The organism is Sphaerisporangium sp. NPDC088356 (assembly GCF_040685555.1).
In the GTDB taxonomy this organism is placed as follows: Bacteria; Actinomycetota; Actinomycetes; order Streptosporangiales; family Streptosporangiaceae; genus Sphaerisporangium.
Genome location: NZ_JBFBIK010000141.1, coordinates 1 through 17,354 on the forward strand (window position 1 = coordinate 1; position 17,354 = coordinate 17,354).

Annotated in this window: 16 protein-coding genes; 11 read left to right on the forward strand and 5 right to left on the reverse strand. The window is 71.4% G+C overall.

The annotated features are described in order from the left end of the window. Nucleotides 1–28: 28 nt before the first annotated feature. The 3 genes from AB0O34_RS32400 to AB0O34_RS32410 all read right to left on the reverse strand — a co-directional run bounded on the left by AB0O34_RS32400 (nucleotide 29) and on the right by AB0O34_RS32410 (nucleotide 2,337). The gene (locus AB0O34_RS32400; RefSeq protein ID WP_363922000.1) at nucleotides 29–1,333 is read right to left on the reverse strand and encodes a M1 family metallopeptidase; all 1,305 of its coding nucleotides are present in this window, start codon (nucleotides 1,331–1,333) and stop codon (nucleotides 29–31) included. Between the two features lie 108 nt (nucleotides 1,334–1,441). After that, nucleotides 1,442–1,699, reverse strand: a complete 258-nt coding sequence (locus AB0O34_RS32405; protein WP_363922002.1) for a hypothetical protein — start codon at nucleotides 1,697–1,699, stop codon at nucleotides 1,442–1,444. 29 nt (nucleotides 1,700–1,728) lie between these two features. Then, nucleotides 1,729–2,337, reverse strand: coding sequence for an XRE family transcriptional regulator (locus AB0O34_RS32410; RefSeq protein ID WP_363922004.1), 609 nt, complete (start codon nucleotides 2,335–2,337; stop codon nucleotides 1,729–1,731). Nucleotides 2,338–2,570: 233 nt separating this feature from the next. Here AB0O34_RS32410 and AB0O34_RS32415 point away from each other — a divergent pair, with 233 nt between their 5' ends. From AB0O34_RS32415 to AB0O34_RS32450, 8 genes are all read left to right on the forward strand, one after another. Next, the gene (locus AB0O34_RS32415) at nucleotides 2,571–4,151 is read left to right on the forward strand and encodes an NCS1 family nucleobase:cation symporter-1 (RefSeq protein WP_363922006.1); all 1,581 of its coding nucleotides are present in this window, start codon (nucleotides 2,571–2,573) and stop codon (nucleotides 4,149–4,151) included. Beyond that, nucleotides 4,151–4,885 carry an aspartate/glutamate racemase family protein gene (locus AB0O34_RS32420; RefSeq protein ID WP_363922008.1) on the forward strand — a complete coding sequence of 245 codons (735 nt, stop codon included), beginning with the start codon at nucleotides 4,151–4,153 and terminating at the stop codon, nucleotides 4,883–4,885. The genes AB0O34_RS32415 and AB0O34_RS32420 overlap by 1 nt, the downstream gene beginning before the upstream one ends. A 544-nt stretch (nucleotides 4,886–5,429) precedes the next feature. After that, nucleotides 5,430–5,876 carry an NADH-quinone oxidoreductase subunit NuoB gene (gene nuoB, locus AB0O34_RS32425; protein ID WP_363922010.1) on the forward strand — a complete coding sequence of 149 codons (447 nt, stop codon included), beginning with the start codon at nucleotides 5,430–5,432 and terminating at the stop codon, nucleotides 5,874–5,876. Further along, a complete protein-coding gene (locus tag AB0O34_RS32430) occupies nucleotides 5,873–7,882 on the forward strand; it encodes a proton-conducting transporter membrane subunit (protein WP_363922012.1) in 2,010 nt (669 codons plus the stop codon). The genes nuoB and AB0O34_RS32430 overlap by 4 nt, the downstream gene beginning before the upstream one ends. Continuing rightward, nucleotides 7,879–8,841 carry an NADH-quinone oxidoreductase subunit H gene (locus tag AB0O34_RS32435; RefSeq protein ID WP_363922014.1) on the forward strand — a complete coding sequence of 321 codons (963 nt, stop codon included), beginning with the start codon at nucleotides 7,879–7,881 and terminating at the stop codon, nucleotides 8,839–8,841. Before AB0O34_RS32430 ends, AB0O34_RS32435 begins: the two co-directional genes overlap by 4 nt. A 6-nt stretch (nucleotides 8,842–8,847) precedes the next feature. Continuing rightward, complete coding sequence (locus AB0O34_RS32440) at nucleotides 8,848–9,507, forward strand: hypothetical protein (protein ID WP_363922016.1); 660 nt, start codon at nucleotides 8,848–8,850, stop codon at nucleotides 9,505–9,507. A 91-nt stretch (nucleotides 9,508–9,598) separates the two neighbouring features. Next, a complete protein-coding gene (locus AB0O34_RS32445; RefSeq protein ID WP_363922018.1) occupies nucleotides 9,599–11,068 on the forward strand; it encodes a proton-conducting transporter membrane subunit in 1,470 nt (489 codons plus the stop codon). Continuing rightward, on the forward strand, nucleotides 11,065–12,549 hold the full coding sequence (locus AB0O34_RS32450) for an NADH-quinone oxidoreductase subunit C (protein WP_363922020.1): 1,485 nt from the start codon (nucleotides 11,065–11,067) through the stop codon (nucleotides 12,547–12,549). The genes AB0O34_RS32445 and AB0O34_RS32450 overlap by 4 nt, the downstream gene beginning before the upstream one ends. Before the next feature lie 38 nt (nucleotides 12,550–12,587). On the opposite strand, the gene AB0O34_RS32455 is transcribed toward AB0O34_RS32450, so the two are convergent. Then, the gene (locus AB0O34_RS32455) at nucleotides 12,588–13,238 is read right to left on the reverse strand and encodes an SRPBCC family protein (protein ID WP_363922022.1); all 651 of its coding nucleotides are present in this window, start codon (nucleotides 13,236–13,238) and stop codon (nucleotides 12,588–12,590) included. Nucleotides 13,239–13,740: 502 nt separating this feature from the next. On the opposite strand from AB0O34_RS32455, the gene AB0O34_RS32460 reads away from it, so the two are divergent. Then, on the forward strand, nucleotides 13,741–15,273 hold the full coding sequence (locus AB0O34_RS32460; protein ID WP_363922024.1) for a beta-ketoacyl reductase: 1,533 nt from the start codon (nucleotides 13,741–13,743) through the stop codon (nucleotides 15,271–15,273). Further along, on the forward strand, nucleotides 15,270–15,782 hold the full coding sequence (locus AB0O34_RS32465; RefSeq protein WP_363922026.1) for a cytochrome P450: 513 nt from the start codon (nucleotides 15,270–15,272) through the stop codon (nucleotides 15,780–15,782). Before AB0O34_RS32460 ends, AB0O34_RS32465 begins: the two co-directional genes overlap by 4 nt. 2 nt (nucleotides 15,783–15,784) lie before the next feature. On the opposite strand, the gene AB0O34_RS32470 is transcribed toward AB0O34_RS32465, so the two are convergent. Further along, nucleotides 15,785–16,291 (reverse strand): SRPBCC family protein, encoded by a 507-nt coding sequence (locus tag AB0O34_RS32470; RefSeq protein ID WP_363922028.1) that lies wholly within the window; start codon nucleotides 16,289–16,291, stop codon nucleotides 15,785–15,787. A gap of 257 nt (nucleotides 16,292–16,548) precedes the next feature. On the opposite strand from AB0O34_RS32470, the gene AB0O34_RS32475 reads away from it, so the two are divergent. Then, nucleotides 16,549–17,280, forward strand: a complete 732-nt coding sequence (locus tag AB0O34_RS32475; RefSeq protein WP_363922030.1) for a lytic polysaccharide monooxygenase — start codon at nucleotides 16,549–16,551, stop codon at nucleotides 17,278–17,280. The last annotated feature ends 74 nt before the right edge of the window (nucleotides 17,281–17,354 follow it).

Here is a 17,354-nt window from a genome sequence, read left to right on the forward strand (position 1 = left end):
CCTGGCCGGACTCACCCGGCAGCGCCGCTCAGCCGTCGATGCGGTGGGTGGTCCAGAACGACGACAGGTTCACCGAGGTCGCGTTCTGGGCGGCGGCCTTGAACTCGGCGGTGGTCGAGACGCCGTACCAGTGCGAGGCGGCGTAGTTCTTCAGCAGGTTCTCCATGGCCGTGGTGCCGATCGTGCGTCGCAGGTCGTGCAGCGCGCACTTGCCGTAGGTGTACACCACGGTTCCGTACCGGCTCGAATGGGCGTCCCAGTAGGCCATCGAGTTGCTGATCTTCTCGGCCGACGACTGCCAGGAGACGCTGTTCCAGCAGTTGGTGCCCGAGATGTTGTTGTACAGGTCGGTCGCGTAGTCGGTGAACGACTCGTCGAGCCACGGGCTGTTGTACTCGTCGTCGCCGACGATGCCGTACCACCACTGGTGGGCCAGCTCGTGCGCCAGCGCCGTGGAGCTCACGATGTCCAGCACGAAGCCGGGATACTCCATGCCGCCGAACCAGAAGTTGTTGTCCAGCACCACGTCTGCTTCGCCGTACGGGTAGGCCCCGAACCGCCCGGCGTGGGCGACGAGCGCGTTCTTCGCGGTGGTCATCATGGAACTGGCGCTGCTGGAGCTGATCGAGCTCACCCGGTAGACGTTCACCACCACGCCGGTGGTCGTGGTGCTGGTCGTCTTGACGAACGGCCCGGCCGCCCAGGCGAACTCGCGCACCTTGGCGGCGGTGGCCGTGGTGACCGTACGGCCCGACGTGCCGGGCGTGTCGACGGACGTGCCGGTGGCCGGCACCAGCAGCGAGGTCGGGTGGTCCAGCTTCACCGAGTAGTCGCTGGTGAGCCCGTAGAAGGACTCACCGTTGTTGGAGTAGGGGTCGAGGTGCCAGCCGCTGCCGTCGCGGACCGCCAGCACCGGCAGTGCGTTGCCGATGAAGTTGTACGATCCGTCGCGGCCGAACCGGTCCGCGCCCGCGGGCACCGCGATGCTCAGGTCGAACCCGACCGAGGCGCTCTGGTTCTGGTTGAGCGGCGCGGGCAGCGCGATCTTCAGCGCGGTGCAGCCGACGGACAGCGGGGACGGCGTGCCCCCGGTCACGTTGGTCACGGTGACCGGCGTGGACGGGCAGCTGCCGTGGTAGTTGTCCCACAACCGGAGGTAGACCTCGGTCAGCGGGTCGGCGGAGGGGTTGGTGAAGCTGACGCTCTCGTGCCCGGTCCAGGTGCTGCCGGAGGCGTTGCTGGTCAGGGTGACCGTGTAGGAGGGCGACGACGGAGTTCGGGTGCCGTCCACGGCGAAGGCGGCCGGTGGAACACCCCAGACGACGAAGAGCACGGCTGCCGCCATAGAGATCAAGACTCGTCGCATCATTAGGACGGTTCTCCCTTCGAGCACCGGGACCCCCGATCTGCCGACGTAATGTAACTTTTTGTCAAATGCCGGTCAATGATCTCTTTTCGGGTGTTCTGGTGCAGCGTGGTCCCCGGTGGGCGCGGGCGGGGCTGCGCGCACCGAAGGGTTCGAGGTCGCCGCGACGGCCGTGACGAGCATGACGGCGGAGAGCACCAGCACGGCGGCGACGGGGCCGGCCTCGGCGAGCAGGTAGCCGACACCCGGAGAGCCCGGCGGCAACACGCCCCAGCTCACCGTCATAGAAGCGCTGCCGACCCGGCCCAGCAGCTCATTCGGGACCAGCGTCAACTGGAGGTGCCTATCACCACATTCCACATTCAGTGGTGGACGATGAGCCACGTCGCTACGGCGGTGACGGTCTCCGACCGGTTGCCGATGATGTGGGGGCGGCCGCAGGAGAAGGTGATGGAGTCGCCCTCGGCGAGCGTGACGACCTCCGACTCAAAGTCGATGGTGAGCTCGCCCTGGGTCACGGTGCCCACCTCGTAGCCCTCGTGCCTGAGGAAATGGCCGTGGGCGTTGGAGATCGAGCTCGGCGGATAGGTCGACTCGAAGAACTCGACGTCGGGCGAGGGCACGGGTGAGAGCCTGCGGAAGGTCACGCCGCCGCTGAGCCGTATGGGGGCGACCTCATGCGCGCGCCTGATCGCGAACCGGTCGACGGCGGGAGCCGCGGCGTCGACCGCCTCGGCGGTGTCGAAGACGGCGGCGAGCGGTACGCCGATCGCGGAGACGAAGGCGATGAGCCTGCTGACCGACGGCCGCATCGTGCCGAGCTCGATCTGCGAGACCGCGCTGGCCGAGATGCCGAGCTCGCGCGCGAGCGCCCGAAGCGACATCCCCGACTGGAGCCGTAGCTCGCGGAGCCTCCGCCCGAGGTGCTCGTTGGTGACCGCCTCGATCTCCGTGCCAGGTTCCGGGGTCATGGCTGTCATGGCCTCCACACCAATTGTCACAAGGCCTTTACGCCCGCGAAATTAGGGCCCGGATGTCAAGGCATACATTGACGTCATCTGTTAAGTGACCACTTAACACCGTAAGCCGCGCGGCTCCGCCGACACCGCCTTCGCCGGTCCATCGAGCACATCCCGCCCCTGCCCTCGGCATGCCCGCACACAGGACATCCAGTTCCCGCACAATACCCCCCACGGAAGCTGATATGACCGAACACAGCGCACCATCCCAGCCGAAACCACACGACCTCGTCGAAGCGGCCGGCCTGCCCGTCGGCGCCGGTCTCATCAAGCCCGGCTACGACCCCCGGCTCGCGAACGAGGACCTGGCGCCGCTCCGCAAGCAGACCTGGTCCTCGTACAACATCTTCGCGTTCTGGATGTCCGACGTGCACAGCGTCGGCGGGTACGTCACCGCGGGCAGCCTGTTCGCCCTCGGGCTGCACAGCTGGCAGGTCCTGTTCGCGCTGCTCGCGGGCATCGTCATCGTGAACGTGTTCTGCAACCTGGTCGCCAAGCCCAGCCAGGTCACCGGCGTGCCCTTCCCGGTCATCAACCGGGCCATCTTCGGAGTGCGCGGCGCCAACATCCCGGCCATCATCCGCGGCCTCATCGCGATCGCCTGGTACGGCGTGCAGACCTACCTCGCCGCCCAGTCGCTCATCATCATCTTCCTGAAGTTCTGGCCTTCGACGGCCACGCTGAACGAGGGCGGCTTCCTCGGCCTGTCCGCGCTCGGCTACATCTGCTACGCCATCCTCTGGGTGGCCCAGGCGGCCGTGTTCTGGAAGGGCATGGAGGCGATCCGGCGGTTCATCGACTGGGCCGGCCCCGCCGTGTACGTCGTCATGGTCGTGCTCGCCATCTACCTGGTCAGCCAGGCGGGCTGGGGCAACATCAGCCTGGACCTCTCGGAGGGTGAGAACCTCGACTTCGGCGCGTCCATCCCCGTCATGCTCAGCGCGATCGCCCTGGTCGTTTCGTACTTCTCCGGCCCGATGCTGAACTTCGGCGACTTCTCCCGGTACGGGAAGTCGTTCGGCGCGGTGAAGAAGGGCAACCTGCTCGGGCTGCCGGTCAACTTCCTGTTCTTCTCGATACTCACCGTGATCACCGCCTCGGCGACCGTTCCGGTGTTCGGCGAGCTCATCACCGACCCCATCCACACGGTCGAGCGCATCGGCACCCCGTTCGCGGTGCTGCTCGGCGGGCTCACCTTCGTCATCGCGACCGTCGGCATCAACATCGTCGCCAACTTCATCTCCCCGGCCTTCGACTTCTCCAACGTGAACCCGCAGAAGATCAGCTGGCGGACCGGCGGGATGATCGCCGCCGTCGGATCGGTGCTGCTCACGCCGTGGAACTGGTACAGCAACCCGGACGCCATCCACTACACGCTCGGCATCCTCGGCGCGCTGATCGGTCCCCTCTTCGGCATCCTGATCTCCGGTTACTACATCGTGAGCCGCCAGCGGGTGTGGGTGGACGACCTGTTCACGCTCGACCCGGCCGCCCGCTACTGGTTCAGGAACGGCTACAACCCGAACGCGGTATGGGCCACGGTGCTCAGCGGCGTGCCCGCGATCGTCTCCGTGCTGGTGCCGAAGATGCTGATCGACCTGGAGCTGACCACGATCGACCTCACCTGGATCGCCGACTACAGCTGGTTCGTCGGCTGCGCCCTCGGCTTCGCCGCCTTCACCGTCCTCGAACGGATGTCGCCGAGGATCGGCGGCCTCGACCGCGGCGCCGAGCTGGTGTCGGACGGCACGGCCCAGGCCGGTTGATGGTCCGCATCCGGGTGATCAACCCCAACACCGCCCAGGCCATGACCGAGAGCATCGGCGACCGCGCCCGGGCGGTCGCGGCCCCGTCCACCGTCGTCACGGCCGTCAACCCGCCCATGGGGCCGGAATCGATCGAGAGCCACTACGACGAGGCCCTGGCCGTGCCCGGCCTGCTGGCGGAGATCGCGGCGGGGGAGAGGGCCGGCACCGACGGCTACGTCATCGCCTGCTTCGGGGACCCCGGCCTGGACGCCGCCCGTGAGCTGGCGTCCGGCCCGGTGGTCGGGATCGCCGAGGCCGCCATGCACGCCGCCACCCTGGTCGGGCGGAGCTTCAGCGTGGTGACGACCCTCGCCAGGACCACCGGGCGCACGTGGGACCTCGCCGCCCGGTACGGCTTCGCGGGCGCGTGCCGGGAGGTCCACGCCTGCGACATCCCGGTGCTGGAGCTGGAAGACCCGTCCTCCAACGCGCGGAAGGTCGTGGCCGACCTGTGCGCGAAGGCCGTGGAACGCGACGGGTGCGACTCGATCGTGCTCGGCTGCGCCGGCATGGCGTCCTTCTGCGCGGACATCTCCGGCCGCGTCGGCGTCCCGGTCATCGACGGGGTGGCCGTGGCGACCAAGCTCGTCGAGTCGCTGGTGTCCCTCGGGCTGCGCACGAGCACCCGCGGCGAGTTCGCCCCGCCCCCACCCAAGAGGTACGCGGGCCTGCTCGGCGAGTTCTCCGTCTGACCACCACACGTGCGGGCGCTCGACCTTCGGGTGGTCGACGAGGTGATCGAGCCCCGGACCACCCGCCGCCGGATCGCCGAGGCCCTCGCCGCGGCCCCGGCCGCCACGGCAACATCCCCCTCTGACCTGGGCCGACCGTCCGGCTTGGGCCGGAGCCGGTATGGAAAACGGCGTAGAACGGCTTCTTCCGGCGCCATGGCCCGCCCATGGGCGGCTAAGTAGAGGCTCCAGCTCGTCACAGTGAGTTGCGGGCCGACTACGCATGGGTATCGTTTCGCCACGCGCGAGATCTCGACGTTCGCGTGCGCGCTCAGTGGTGCGGATGCGACCGCGCTGCTGAAGCGGCACGCGACTCCTACCTGAATTGATCCCCGGGCGGGGGCAAGCGCCCGGCGGAGCCGGGCGAAACGAGACCGGAGCGGCTCGTACGGACCGCTCGCCGGGCCGGCGCCGGCCGTGCTCCGGCGCGTCCCCCATCCATCTCCCCAATCGCTGAGGTGTCGTCGTGATCGGTTTGTGGCGGAAGATACGAAAAACGGGCAGGGTGGCCGAACCGGCGCCGGGGCGGGCCAGGGGCGACATCGTGCCGGCGGCGGCCGAGCTCGGCGGTTCCGTGCAGATACGGCATGTCGACGCGGGCTCGTGCAACGGGTGCGAGGTGGAGATCGCCTCGGCGTTCGGGCCGGTGTACGACGCCGACCGCTACGGGGCACGCCTGGTGGCCTCCCCCCGGCACGCGGACGCGCTGATGGTGACCGGCCCGGTGACGCGCAACATGGAGGTCGCCCTGCGGCGCAGCCACGAGGCCGTCCCCGAGCCGCGCCTGGTGATCGCGCTCGGCGACTGCGCCAGGAACTGCGGCGTGTTCGCCGGGGCGTACGGCGTGGTGGGCGCGGTCAAGGACGTGCTGCCCGTGGACGTCGAGGTGCCCGGATGCCCGCCGGAGCCGGAAGCCATCGTCGAAGCGCTGCGCGGGCTGACCGGCCGGTGAACGCGGCTGGAACGTTCCTGACATCCGCGCTGGGCCTGTGCGCGGCCTCGTCGCTGGCCGGGACGATGACGCCCCGCCGGGCCAGGCCGCTGGTGGCGGGCGTGGGGACGGCCTGCGCGGGCGCGGCGGGGGCCTGCGCAGGCGTCGCGGCGCTCGCCGGGCAGTCCTGGTCGGCCTGGCTCCCCGGCGTGCTCCCGCTGGCCGGCGCGAGGCTCGCGCTCGACCCGCTGGCCGGGGTGTTCGTCGCGGTCACCGGCGCGGTGGCGGTGTGCGCCGCGATCTACGGCATCGGTTACACCCGGCACGGCCTGGACGGGCGCGTGGCGCAGGCGACGCCGCCGCTGTTCCTGGCGGCCATGCTGCTGGTGCCCGTGGCGGCGAGCGTCGGCACCTTGCTCGCCGCGTGGGAGCTGATGGCCGTCACCTCGCTGCTGCTCGTGCTTGCGGAGCACGTACGCCGTGCCGCCGTGGGCGAGGCCGCGTTGTGGTACGCGGTGATGACCCACCTCGGCTTCGTCGCGATCCTTGCCGGGCTGGCCGCCTTCGCCGCGGGTGCCGGGGGCGACTCCTTCGCCCAGCTCCGGGCCGCCACGCCGTCTCCCGCACTGTCCGGCGCGGTGTTCCTCGCGACGCTGGTGGGCTTCGCCTCCAAGGCCGGCATCGTGCCGTTGCACGTCTGGCTGGCACGGGCCCATCCGGAGGCGCCGAGCCAGGTGTCGGCCATGATGAGCGCGGCCATGGTCAACATGGGCGTGTACGGAATCGTGCGCGTCGGCATGGACCTTCTGCACGGCGGCCCGGCCTGGTGGTGGCTGCTGGTGCTCGCGATCGGCGCCCTGTCGGCGCTGTTCGGCGTCCTGCAGGCGACGGTCGCCTCCGACCTCAAGCGGCTGCTCGCCTACTCCACCACCGAGAACATGGGACTGGTCCTGATCGGCGTGGGCGCGGCCGGGTTCCTCGCCGCCTGCGGGAACCCGGTGCTCGCGGGCCTCGCGCTGGCCGCCGCGCTGCTGCACGTGGTCAACCACTCCGCGTTCAAGACGCTTTTGTTCCTGTCGGCGGGGTCCGTCCTGCACGCCACCGGGACGCGCGACCTGGACGCGCTCGGGGGGCTGCGCGGCCGGATGCCGTACACCACGGCGCTGTTCGCGGTGGGCGCCCTGGCGGCCTCGGCGCTGCCGCCCGGCAACGGGTTCGTCAGCGAGTGGCTGCTGCTGCAGAGCCTCATCCATTCCCTGCCCAGCTCGGGCGTGACGGGGGCGGTCACGATGCCGGCGGCCGTGGGCGTGATCGCGCTCACGGCGGGCCTCGGGGTCGCGACCTTCGTCAAGGCCTTCGGGGTGGGGTTCCTCGCCCGCCCGCGCACCCGCGAGGCCGGGCGCGCGGCCGAGAGCCCGCCTGTCATGCTCGGCGGGATGGCGCTCGCGGCGGCGTGCTGCGCGGGCCTCGCGCTCGCGCCGACCACGTTGCTGCCCGCGCTCTCCCGCACGGCGGCCACGTTGCTTCCCGGCTCGGGCGCGGTGGGCGGAGAGGTGACGCTGCGGCTCACCAGGACCGCGGGGACGATGTCGCCGCCGCTGCTGGCCGCCGCGCTCCTGGTCGCCGTCGTGGGCGCGCTCGGCGCGGTACGCCTGCTCGCCAGGCGGCGGGCACGGCGGCCTGCGCGGTTGTGGGACTGCGGGGCCGGCCCCATGTCGCCGCGCATGGAGTACACCGCCACCTCGTTCGCCCAGCCGTTGCAGCGGGTCTTCGACAACGTGCTCGCGCCCGAGAGCGACCTCGACGTCACCCCGGCGAAGGAGTCGGCGTACATCGTGGAGAGCGTCCAGTTCCGCGCCCGCGTACACGACCGCGTCGAGCGGCGCCTGTACGACCCGGTGCTGGCCGCCGCGGCCCTGATCGGCCGCCGTGCCACGAGGCTCGCGGACGGCAGCGTCCACCGCTACCTGGCCTACGGGTTCTACGCGCTCACCGGCATGCTCATCGTGCTGGCGGTGGTCTGGTGACCGCCCCGGGCGGCCTGGTGGGCCTGGTGGGCGCGGTGGCGCAGGTCGTGCTCGTGGCCGTCGGATCCCCGCTGCTGGCCGGGCTGATGCGGCAGGTGCGCGCCCGGCTGGAGGGGCGGGCGGGCGCCGGGGTGGGTCAGGCGTGGCGTGATCTGCGCAAGCTGTCCAGGAAGGAGGCCATCACCCCGCACGGCACCGGGTGGGTGTTCCGGATGGCGCCCCTGGTGCTCGCCGGGACCGCCCTGGTGGTGGCCGCGGTGGTGCCCCTGGTGACCACCCGCTCGCCGTTCGACGGGGTGGCCGACCTGTTCGCGGTGGCCGCCCTGCTGGCCCTCGGGTCGGTGGCGCTGGCCCTCGGCGGGCTGGACACCGGCACGGCGTTCGGCGGGATGGGCGCCAGCCGCGAGGTCACCGTGCTGGCGCTGGTCGAGCCGACCATCCTGCTGTCGGTGTTCGCGCTGTCGGTGCGGGCGGGTTCCACGAACCTCGGCGTGATCGTCACCTCGGCCCTGCGGAACCCGCTGGCGGTGATCTCGCCGGTCAGCCTGCTCGCGGCCGTCGCACTGGCGGTGGTCACCATGGCCGAGACCGGGCGCATCCCGGTGGACAACCCCTCGACGCACCTGGAACTGACGATGATCCATGAGGCGATGACCCTGGAGTACGCGGGGCCGGACCTGGCGCTGATCGAATGGGCGTCGGCGATGCGGCTGTCGGTACTGCTCGGGCTGCTGGGCAGCCTCTTCGTCCCCTGGGGCATCGCCACCGCCGGGGCGGGGCCGGGCTCCGTGGCCCTGGCCATGGGCCTGCTGGTGGTCAAGGTCGCCGTGCTCGGCACGGTGCTCGCCGCTGCCGAGGTGTTCATGGCCAAGCTGCGCCTGTTCCGCATCCCCGAGCTCCTGGCCGGTTCTTTCATGCTGGCGCTGCTGGCCGTCGCCGCTTCCTGCTTCCTCACGTGAGATGACATGAACGAGTCCTTGTATGTGCCCTTGCTCGATCTCGCCTGCGGGGCGTTCCTGCTCGCCGGGGTGCTGGTGCTGGGGCGGCACGACCTCGCCGCCATCGTCCGGCTGTTCGCCTGGCAGGGTGTCGCCCTGGCCGCCATGGTGCTCGTGCTCGCGGCTCACGAGGGGTCCGCCGAGCTCGCCGCGGCCGGCCTCGCGGTGGGCGGGCTGCGCGCCGGGCTGCTGCCGTACCTCATGCGCCGCGCGCTGGTGGCCGGGGGAGAGGACCGCGAGAGCAGGCCGCTGGTCAACGTGGCCACCTCGTTGCTGGTGGCGGCCGTGCTGGCGATGGTCGCCTACGACATCTCCCAGCCGCTGGTACGGCTCACGCCGACCCCGTCCACCAGGGCGGTGCCGGTCGCCCTCACCGTGCTGCTGGTCGGGTTCTTCGTCCTGGTCAGCAGGCGCAGGGCGCTGTCACAGGTGGTCGGGTTCCTGCTGATGGACAACGCCATCACCGCGACCGCCTTCCTCACCACCAGCGGGGTTCCCGCGGTCGTCGAGCTGGGCGTCTCGCTGGACGTGCTGCTCGCCGTACTGGTGCTGCAGGTCCTCACCACACGCATGCGCGCCGCCTTCGGCGGCACCGACCTGGACGAGCTACGGGAGCTGCGCAACTGATGGACATCCCCCATGACGAGCCGGCCGCGGACGCGATGAGCCGCACCTCCGCCCGGCGAAGGGCTTCCCTGCCGGTGGGCGAGGTGGTCGCGTGAGCCTGCTCGTGATCGCCCCGATCGTGTTCCCGCTCCTCGCGGCGTGCGGTTACGCCGCGTTCGGCTGGCGGCCCGCCACGGCCTGGCTGGGCGCCGGGGCGGCGGCCGGGTCGCTGGCCGGCGCCGTCGCGCTGGCCGTGGCCACCGCCGCGCAGCCCAGAACGGCGCTGTCGGGGTTGCTGCGCGCCGACGCGCTGAGCGCCTTCATGCTGATCGTGATCGGCGTGGTGGCCCTGCTCGCGGCGCTCGCCGGCCCGGCGTACATGGCCGCCGAGCTGGTGGCCGGGCACACCGGTCCCCGTGCCGCCCGCCGGTACGGCGTCCTCACCCAGGCCTTCGTCGCCGCCATGGCGGTCGCGGTGCTCGCGGCGAGTCTCGGGGTGCTGTGGGTGGCGGTGGAGGCCACCACGATCCTCACCGCGTTCCTGGTCGGGCACCGCCGTACGAGGCAGGCCGTGGAGGCGGCCTGGAAGTACGTCGTGATCTGCTCGGTCGGGATCACGCTCGCCCTGCTCGGCGTGGTGCTCACGCACTACGCGGCCCTGCACGCCGGGGTGCCGACGGCCAGCGGGCTCGACTGGGCGGTCCTGTCCAGCGACGCAGCCGATCTGGACCCGGGGGTCATGCGCACCGCGGTGGTCCTTCTCGTGCTCGGGTTCGGCACCAAGGCCGGGCTGGCGCCGATGCACGCCTGGCTGCCCGACGCCTACGGCCAGACCCCGGCGCCGGTTTCCGCGCTCATGTCCGGGGTGCTGCTGTCGGTGGCGTTCTACGCCATCCTCAGGGTGAAGGCGATCGCCGACGTGGCCCTCGGCGCCGGGTTCACCCGCACGCTGCTCATCATCGCGGCCCTGGCCTCACTGTCGGTCTCGGCGGCCCTGCTGCTGGCCCAGCGCGACTACATACGCATGATCGCCTACTCCAGCATCGAGCACATGGGCCTGGTGGCGCTCGGGGCCGCCATCGGCACCCGGCCGGCCATGGCGGCCGTGCTGCTGCACATCCTCGGGCACGGACTCGGCAAGTCGGTGCTGTTCCTCTCCTCGGGCCACATCCGGCAGGCCTTCGGCAGCAGCAGGATCGCGGCGGTCGGCGGCCTCGCCTCGCGGGCTCCGCTCCTCGCCGGCGCCTTCGGCCTCGGCCTGCTCGCGCTCCTCGGCATGCCTCCGTTCAGCCTGTTCGCCAGCGAGCTCGGGATCGTCCGGGCCGGGTTCACCGCCGGGTTCGGCTGGGCGGTGGCCGCGGCGCTGGCGTTGATGCTGGTCATCGGGGCCGGAGTGCTGTCGGGCGGGCGGCGTATGCTGCTCGGCGCGCCTCCGCCAGGCGGCGCGGCGATACGGCTGACGCGCGCCTCCGCCGTGCCGCTGGTCGCGGGCCTGCTCGCCTGCGCGGTTCTCGGCGTCGTCGCCGGACCGCTGCGCCCGCTGCTGGAGGCCGCCGCGACCATGACGGGGGCGACCCCGTGACCGGCCGTCTCATCGTCAACGTCAAGCCGGGTGAGCTGGCCGACCGTACGGCGCGGCTGCTCGCCGGCGGTTACCGCCTGGCGCTGGTGGCCGCCCACGAGGATCCGGGGTCCCTGCGCGTGGTGTACCTGTACACCGCGGGCGCACCGGACCGGCGCGCCGAGCTGCACGTGCACCTCGACCCGTACGAACCGGCGATTCCAAGCCTCGCGGGCCTGTCCTTCCCGGCGGGCCGGTTCGAACGTGAGATGCGCGACCTGTACGGCATCGTCCCGATGCGCCATCCGCTGCCCCATCGCCTGGTCCGCCACCACCACTGGCCGCGGGGCTGGTACCCGATGCGTGCCGACGCGGGGCCGCCGCCGGAGTTCGGCGATCCCGAAGGCCCTTACCCCTTCCTCACCGTGGAGGGCCCGGGCGTCTACGAGATCCCCGTCGGCCCGGTGCACGCGGGTCTGATCGAGCCGGGCCACTTCCGGTTCTCGGTGGTGGGGGAGACGATCCTGAAGCTCAAGGCCCGGCTGTGGTTCCTCCACCGGGGCATCGAGAAGCTGTTCACCGGGCGTGACCCGGCCGAGGGCCTGGCCCTCGCCGAGCGCGTCAGCGGCGACACCTCCGTCGGCCACGCCCTGGCCTACTGCCTCGCGGTGGAGGACGCGACCGGGTGCGTGGTCGACGCCGCGACGCAGCGCGGGCGCGCCGTCCTGCTGGAGCTGGAACGCCTCTACAACCATGTCACCGACATCGGCGCCCTGTGCAACGACGTGGGCCACGGCATCCTCAACGCGCACTGCGGGCGCGTCCGCGAGCGGCTGCTCCGGCTCAACTCCGAGGTCACCGGCCACCGGCTGCTGCGCGGCGGAGTGACGCCGGGCGGCGTGGCACTGCGCGCGCTACCCGATCCGGCCACGTTGCGGGCCATCGCCGCGGATGTCGTGGAGATCATCGACCTGGCGCTCGGTCACACCGTCGTGACCGACCGGTTCGCCGGCACCGCCGTGCTGACCGCCGAAGCCGCAGGGGACCTCGGGGCCCTCGGGTACGTCGCGCGTGCCAGCGGTCTGGCGGTGGACGCCCGCCACGACCACCCCTTCACCGACATCGGGCCGTTCACGGTGGCCACCCGTTCCGGCGGTGACGTGCTGGCCAGGTTCCAGGTCCGGGCGGAGGAGATCGCCACCTCGGTCGAGCTGATCGCGCGGCTCGGCGACGGGCTCGCGGTGGGGGAGCGGGGCGGCCGGCCACCCCGCGCCGAGCCGGGCGGGCCGAGCTCCGGGGTCGGCATCGTCGAGGGCTGGCGCGGAACGATCACGCACCGGGTGGAGCTCGCCGCGGGCGGCACGCTCAGCCGGGTCAAGATCGTGGACCCGTCGTTCTTCAACTGGCCGGCGCTGCCCGTGGCGCTCGGCGGTGCGATCGTCCCGGACTTCCCCCTGGTCAACAAGAGCTTCAACCTGTCGTACGCGGGCAACGACCTGTGACCGGGCGGGGCCCGCGAAGGGCCCGGCCCGGCGGCGGATCAGAGGTCGCCGTTCTCGATCGCTTCCTTCAGGCCCGCCTGCGTCTCCTGGTGGGAGGACACGCCGTTGGTCACGGTGAAGTCGATGAGCAGGATGCTCGCCTCGAAGGTGAGGTGCTCGGTGACCCGCGTCCGGCCGTCGCCCAGGTCCGCGAAGACGATCTTCTGGTGCGTGACGATGTTGGGCAGCGACCAGCTGTCGGTCTCGTAGTAGTACCCGCTGTGGTGGATGCGCTGCTGCGCGTGCGTCTTGCTGGTGACGGGCAGCCCCGCGACCACCGGGATCTCCTCGATGGCTGTGAAGTCGATGTACCGCGTGTCGTCCCGCACCCGGTCGTTGTGCGTGACGACCCGCTTCAGGAACGAGTGCAGGCCGACGTGGTTGTTGATGTTCGAGTACGCGGTGAACACGTGGTCAATGGGCGCGGCGATTTCAATGGATATGTCGCGTTTGACCTGGCTCCTACCCGTGATCGGGAGCGGGGCGGTCGCGCACTCGTAGAACTTGTAGAAGTCCCACGCGGCCTGCCATTCGGCGGCGAGCTGGGCGTCGGTCTCGGGTGTCTCGGCGCGGGCGAGGCCCGAGAACGCGGTCGTGACAAGGGCCGCGGCGAGCAGGGGGACGGTGAAAAGCCGGAGGAGATTCTTCATGGAGCCTCATGCCAAATACGGGCGAAAGGGACAAATGCTTTATATCTGATGTGATGGTGATCGGAAAGCACTGTGCCGGTGCGCCGCCCGCACTCGGGATGGGGGTCGTCTTCCGGTGAGCCGCGGTGTGCGGCGCGCCGCCGAGATCAGCCATGTGCGCGTGCCGCTCGTGACCGGCGAAGATGGCTCACGCCTGACCAAGATGGCTTACGCCATCACGAAACGTCACGCCTCGGCCGGCGCATCTCCGAGATTGCCCGGTAGCCGGAGATGTGTCTTTCTTCCAGACTGCCGTCATCCGCGCCGTGCGTGGCGTCTCTTTCCCGCGACGATTAGTTTCGATATATGTCGACGCATCGCGGTCAGGAAGGGCCGGAAGGCCGGACATGATCGCTGTGATCGGGATGTCCTGCCGTTTCGCGGGTGTGGCCGGGCCTGCCGGATTCCGGCGGCCGCTGTGAGGAACGCGGGGCAGGGCGCGGTGGTGCCGGAGGTGGATCCGGTGCGCTACGAGGTGACCTGGGAGCCGTGGCAGGGGGACGCGACCACCCTGCTGGCCGGGAACTGGATGGTGATCGCTCCGCCCGACGACGACCTGGACGAGGCGGTGACCGAGGTCGAGATGGCGCTGGCCGGGCACGGCACCAGGGTCCGGGTCCTGCGCTACGCCAGCACCGACCGGGCCATCTGGGCGCGGCACCTGGCAGGGAACCGGCCGGCCGCCCTCGCCGGGATCGTGTGGGTGGTACCGCCGGACGAAGGGCGGGAGCCGTCCCCCGCCGGGGTGCCCTACGCCGTGGCCGACACCCTCGCGCTGGTCCAGGCGCTGGAGGACACCGGCATCGACACGCCGGTCTGGGCGGTCACCAGGGGCGCGGTCGCGATCCGCGCGGGGGACGCGCTCCCCGACCCCGGCCAGGCCGGGGTGTGGGGCCTCGGCCGGGTCGTCGCGCTGGAGGTCCCGCACCGCTGGGGTGGGCTGATCGACCTGGACGACACCATGGACGAGCGGGCCTGGGCGTCGTTCTGCGACGCCCTGGTGTGCGCCGGCGGCGAGGACCAGTTCGCCGTCAGGGACTCCAGGCTGCACGTCCGCAGGCTGGACCACGTCCCGCGGACGGCGGATACCCGCCTCCGGCAGACGGCGGAGACCCACGCCCCGCGCGCGGCGGAGACCCAGGCTTTACTGGGGGCAGGGACGGCGCCCGGCTGGCGGCCCACCGCAACCGTGCTGGTCACCGGCGGGCTGGGCCAGATCGGCCGCCACGTGGCCAGGTGGCTGGCCGGGCGGGGCGCCGGTCACCTGGTGCTGGCCGGGCGGCGCGGGGCGCGCACCCCGGGGACGGACGGCCTGCTGGCGGAGCTGGCCGCGCTCGGCACCGAGGTCACGGTCGCGGCCTGCGACGTCTCGGACCGCCGGTCGCTGGCCTGCCTGCTGGACGCGATTCCCGCGCACCGCCCGTTGACCGCGATCGTGCACGCGGCCGGCGCGCTGGACGACGGCGTGATCGGGTCACTGTCCCCCGAGCGGCTGGACGGCGTCTTCGCGGCCAAGGCGGGCGCGGCCTGGCACCTGCACGAGCTCACCCGTGACCGCCCGCTGGACCGGTTCGTCCTGTTCTCCTCGATGGCCGGCATCTTCGGGGCTCCGGGCCAGGGCAACTCCGCCGCGGCCGACGCCTTCCTGGACGCCCTGGCACACCACCGTTCGGCCCTCGGGCTGCCCGCCACGGCGGTGGCCTGGGGGCCGTGGGCGCAGGCCGGAACGGCGAGAGGCGTGGGCGGCCGTACCCACCATCAGGGCATCGCGCCGCTGGCGCCGCACGAGGCGCTGGCCGCCCTCGGCCGGGCCCTCGACCGGGGCCCCGGACGGCCCGGCCCGGCGCACGTCGTCGGCGCGGTGGACTGGAACCGGTTCGTGCCCGCCCACACGGCCACCCGGCCGAGCATGCTCTTCGCCGGCCTCACGGCCGCCGGCGGCCGGGTCACCGAGCCGGTCCGTACGGGCGTGCCAGAGCGCGGGCGCCTCGGGTGACCGGCACACCGCGTCGCGGGAGAACACGCGGCAGAGAGCGCGGGAGACCCGCCCCTGGAAGAGCTCGACGAGTTCCCCTTTCCCCCTGTCGCCGACCCCGACGTCATCTCCAGCTGATCCCGAGCGCCGTGGACGAGATGCCGCGAATCGAGGTCCCGGGCGACGGGGCGTCGATCTGGGTCGCCACCGAGGACGTCGAGCTGCCGTCGGGCCCGGTGCGCAAGGGCGAGGCCGTGATCCCGTCCTTCGTCGGGCCCAACAACGACCCCTTGGTGAACGACGACCCCAGGCGGTTCCGCCTGGACCGCGAGAACCCCACCCACCTCACCTTCGGGTGGGGTCCGCACTTCTGCCTCGGTGCCACGCTCGCCAGGGTGGAGCTCCGGGAGGTCCTGGGGATGCTCACCGAGCGCTTCCCCGGGCTGGCGCTCGCGGAGCCGCCGGACGAGATCGGCTGGACGGCGACGGCGATCAGGCGTCCCACCCGGCTGCTGGTCAGGCTGCGGTGATGTCAGGCTCGCGTCATCGCGTCGAGGGTCTCGGTCATGTGCTTGCGCAGCTCGTTCAGGCGTACCTCGATGATGAGGGAGGCGATGTCGGGATTGGCGATGATCATGTCGCGCAGGCCGCTGCCGCCGGGGCCGTGCTCGAAGCTGTGGCGCACGATGGTCTTGTCCGGCGAGTCGGTGGGCTCCAGGTCGTAGCGCCACCGCGACGAGGGGCGCTCCGGGCCGTTCTGGCCGTCCAGCACCACCCACGCGAACGACCGGGGGCGCTCGGCCTCGGTGACCACGCAGGTCACCGTCCACACCCGGCCCTCCCGTCGGTTGCGTCCCTCGAACCGGGTGCCCTCCGCCAGTGCCGGGTGGTCGCCGTCGAGCCAGGCTCCGTGCTCGCACTCCGGGCTCCAGTCCCCGATGCGGGGTACGGCCGTGATGAGGTCCCAGAGTTGCGTCGGCGATACGCCGACGGTGGTCTCCAGGTCCACCCGTATACCGGTGACGCCGTAGTCCTCCATGCTGACCCTCCGCACTTTTGTGGCACCTCGCGCGGCGCCGCCCATAGCGATCGACTCCTGACTCCTACGATGAACGACCGGCCCGTAAGGGGCCAGTTCGACGCGGAAAGCAGGGGTCTAAGGGGTGAGGGGGCCGCCCCCGTGGCCCGGCACGCGGGCAACGTCTGGAAGCCGCCCCCGATCGACCGGCTGAACTATTTACTCTTAGGAAACTTTCCTTTATATTCCTGGCATTCCCCCAGCAAAGGAGTGTCGGCATGCGAAAAACGATCATGGTGGTGGCCACGGCGTTACTAACCGCCGGGATCACGGTGTTCGCCGCCTCACCCGCCCTGGCCCACGGTTACGTGTCCTCGCCGCCCAGCCGGCAGGCCATGTGCGCCCAGGGCCGGGTCCCGAACTGCGGTGACATCATCTACGAGCCGCAGAGCGTGGAAGGGCCCAAGGGGCAGCGGAACTGCCACGGCGGCGTCGCCCGGTTCGCCCAGCTCAGCGATGAGAGCAAGCCGTGGCCCGCCACCTCCGTCGGTACGACGGTCAACTTCAACTGGGTGCTCACCGCCCGGCACTCCACCAGCACCTGGGAGTACTACATCGGCGGCACCCGCGTCGCGGTGTTCGACGACCAGGGCCGCCAGCCCGGCGCGACGGTGTCGCACACGGTGAACCTGGCCGGCTTCAGCGGCAGGCAGAGGGTCCTCGCGATCTGGAACATCGCCGACACGGTGAACGCCTTCTACTCGTGCATCGACCTGCAGATCGGCGGCGGTGGCGGTAACCCGACCCCCACTCCCACGCGTACGCCCACTCCCACGCCGACCCCGACGCCCACCACGACCGCTCCGGGTGGAACGTGGACCGCGGGCACCTTCTACGCGGTGGGTGCCCAGGTCACCTACAACGGCGTGCTCTACCGGTGCATCCAGGCCCACACCGCCTACGCGGGCTGGGAGCCGCCGAACGTGCCGGCCCTGTGGCAGAAGGTGTAACCATCCGCTGACGTACTGTCCCACATCGCGGGCCTGGTCGCCGGCGGCGCGCACCCCTCGCCGGTGGGTCACGC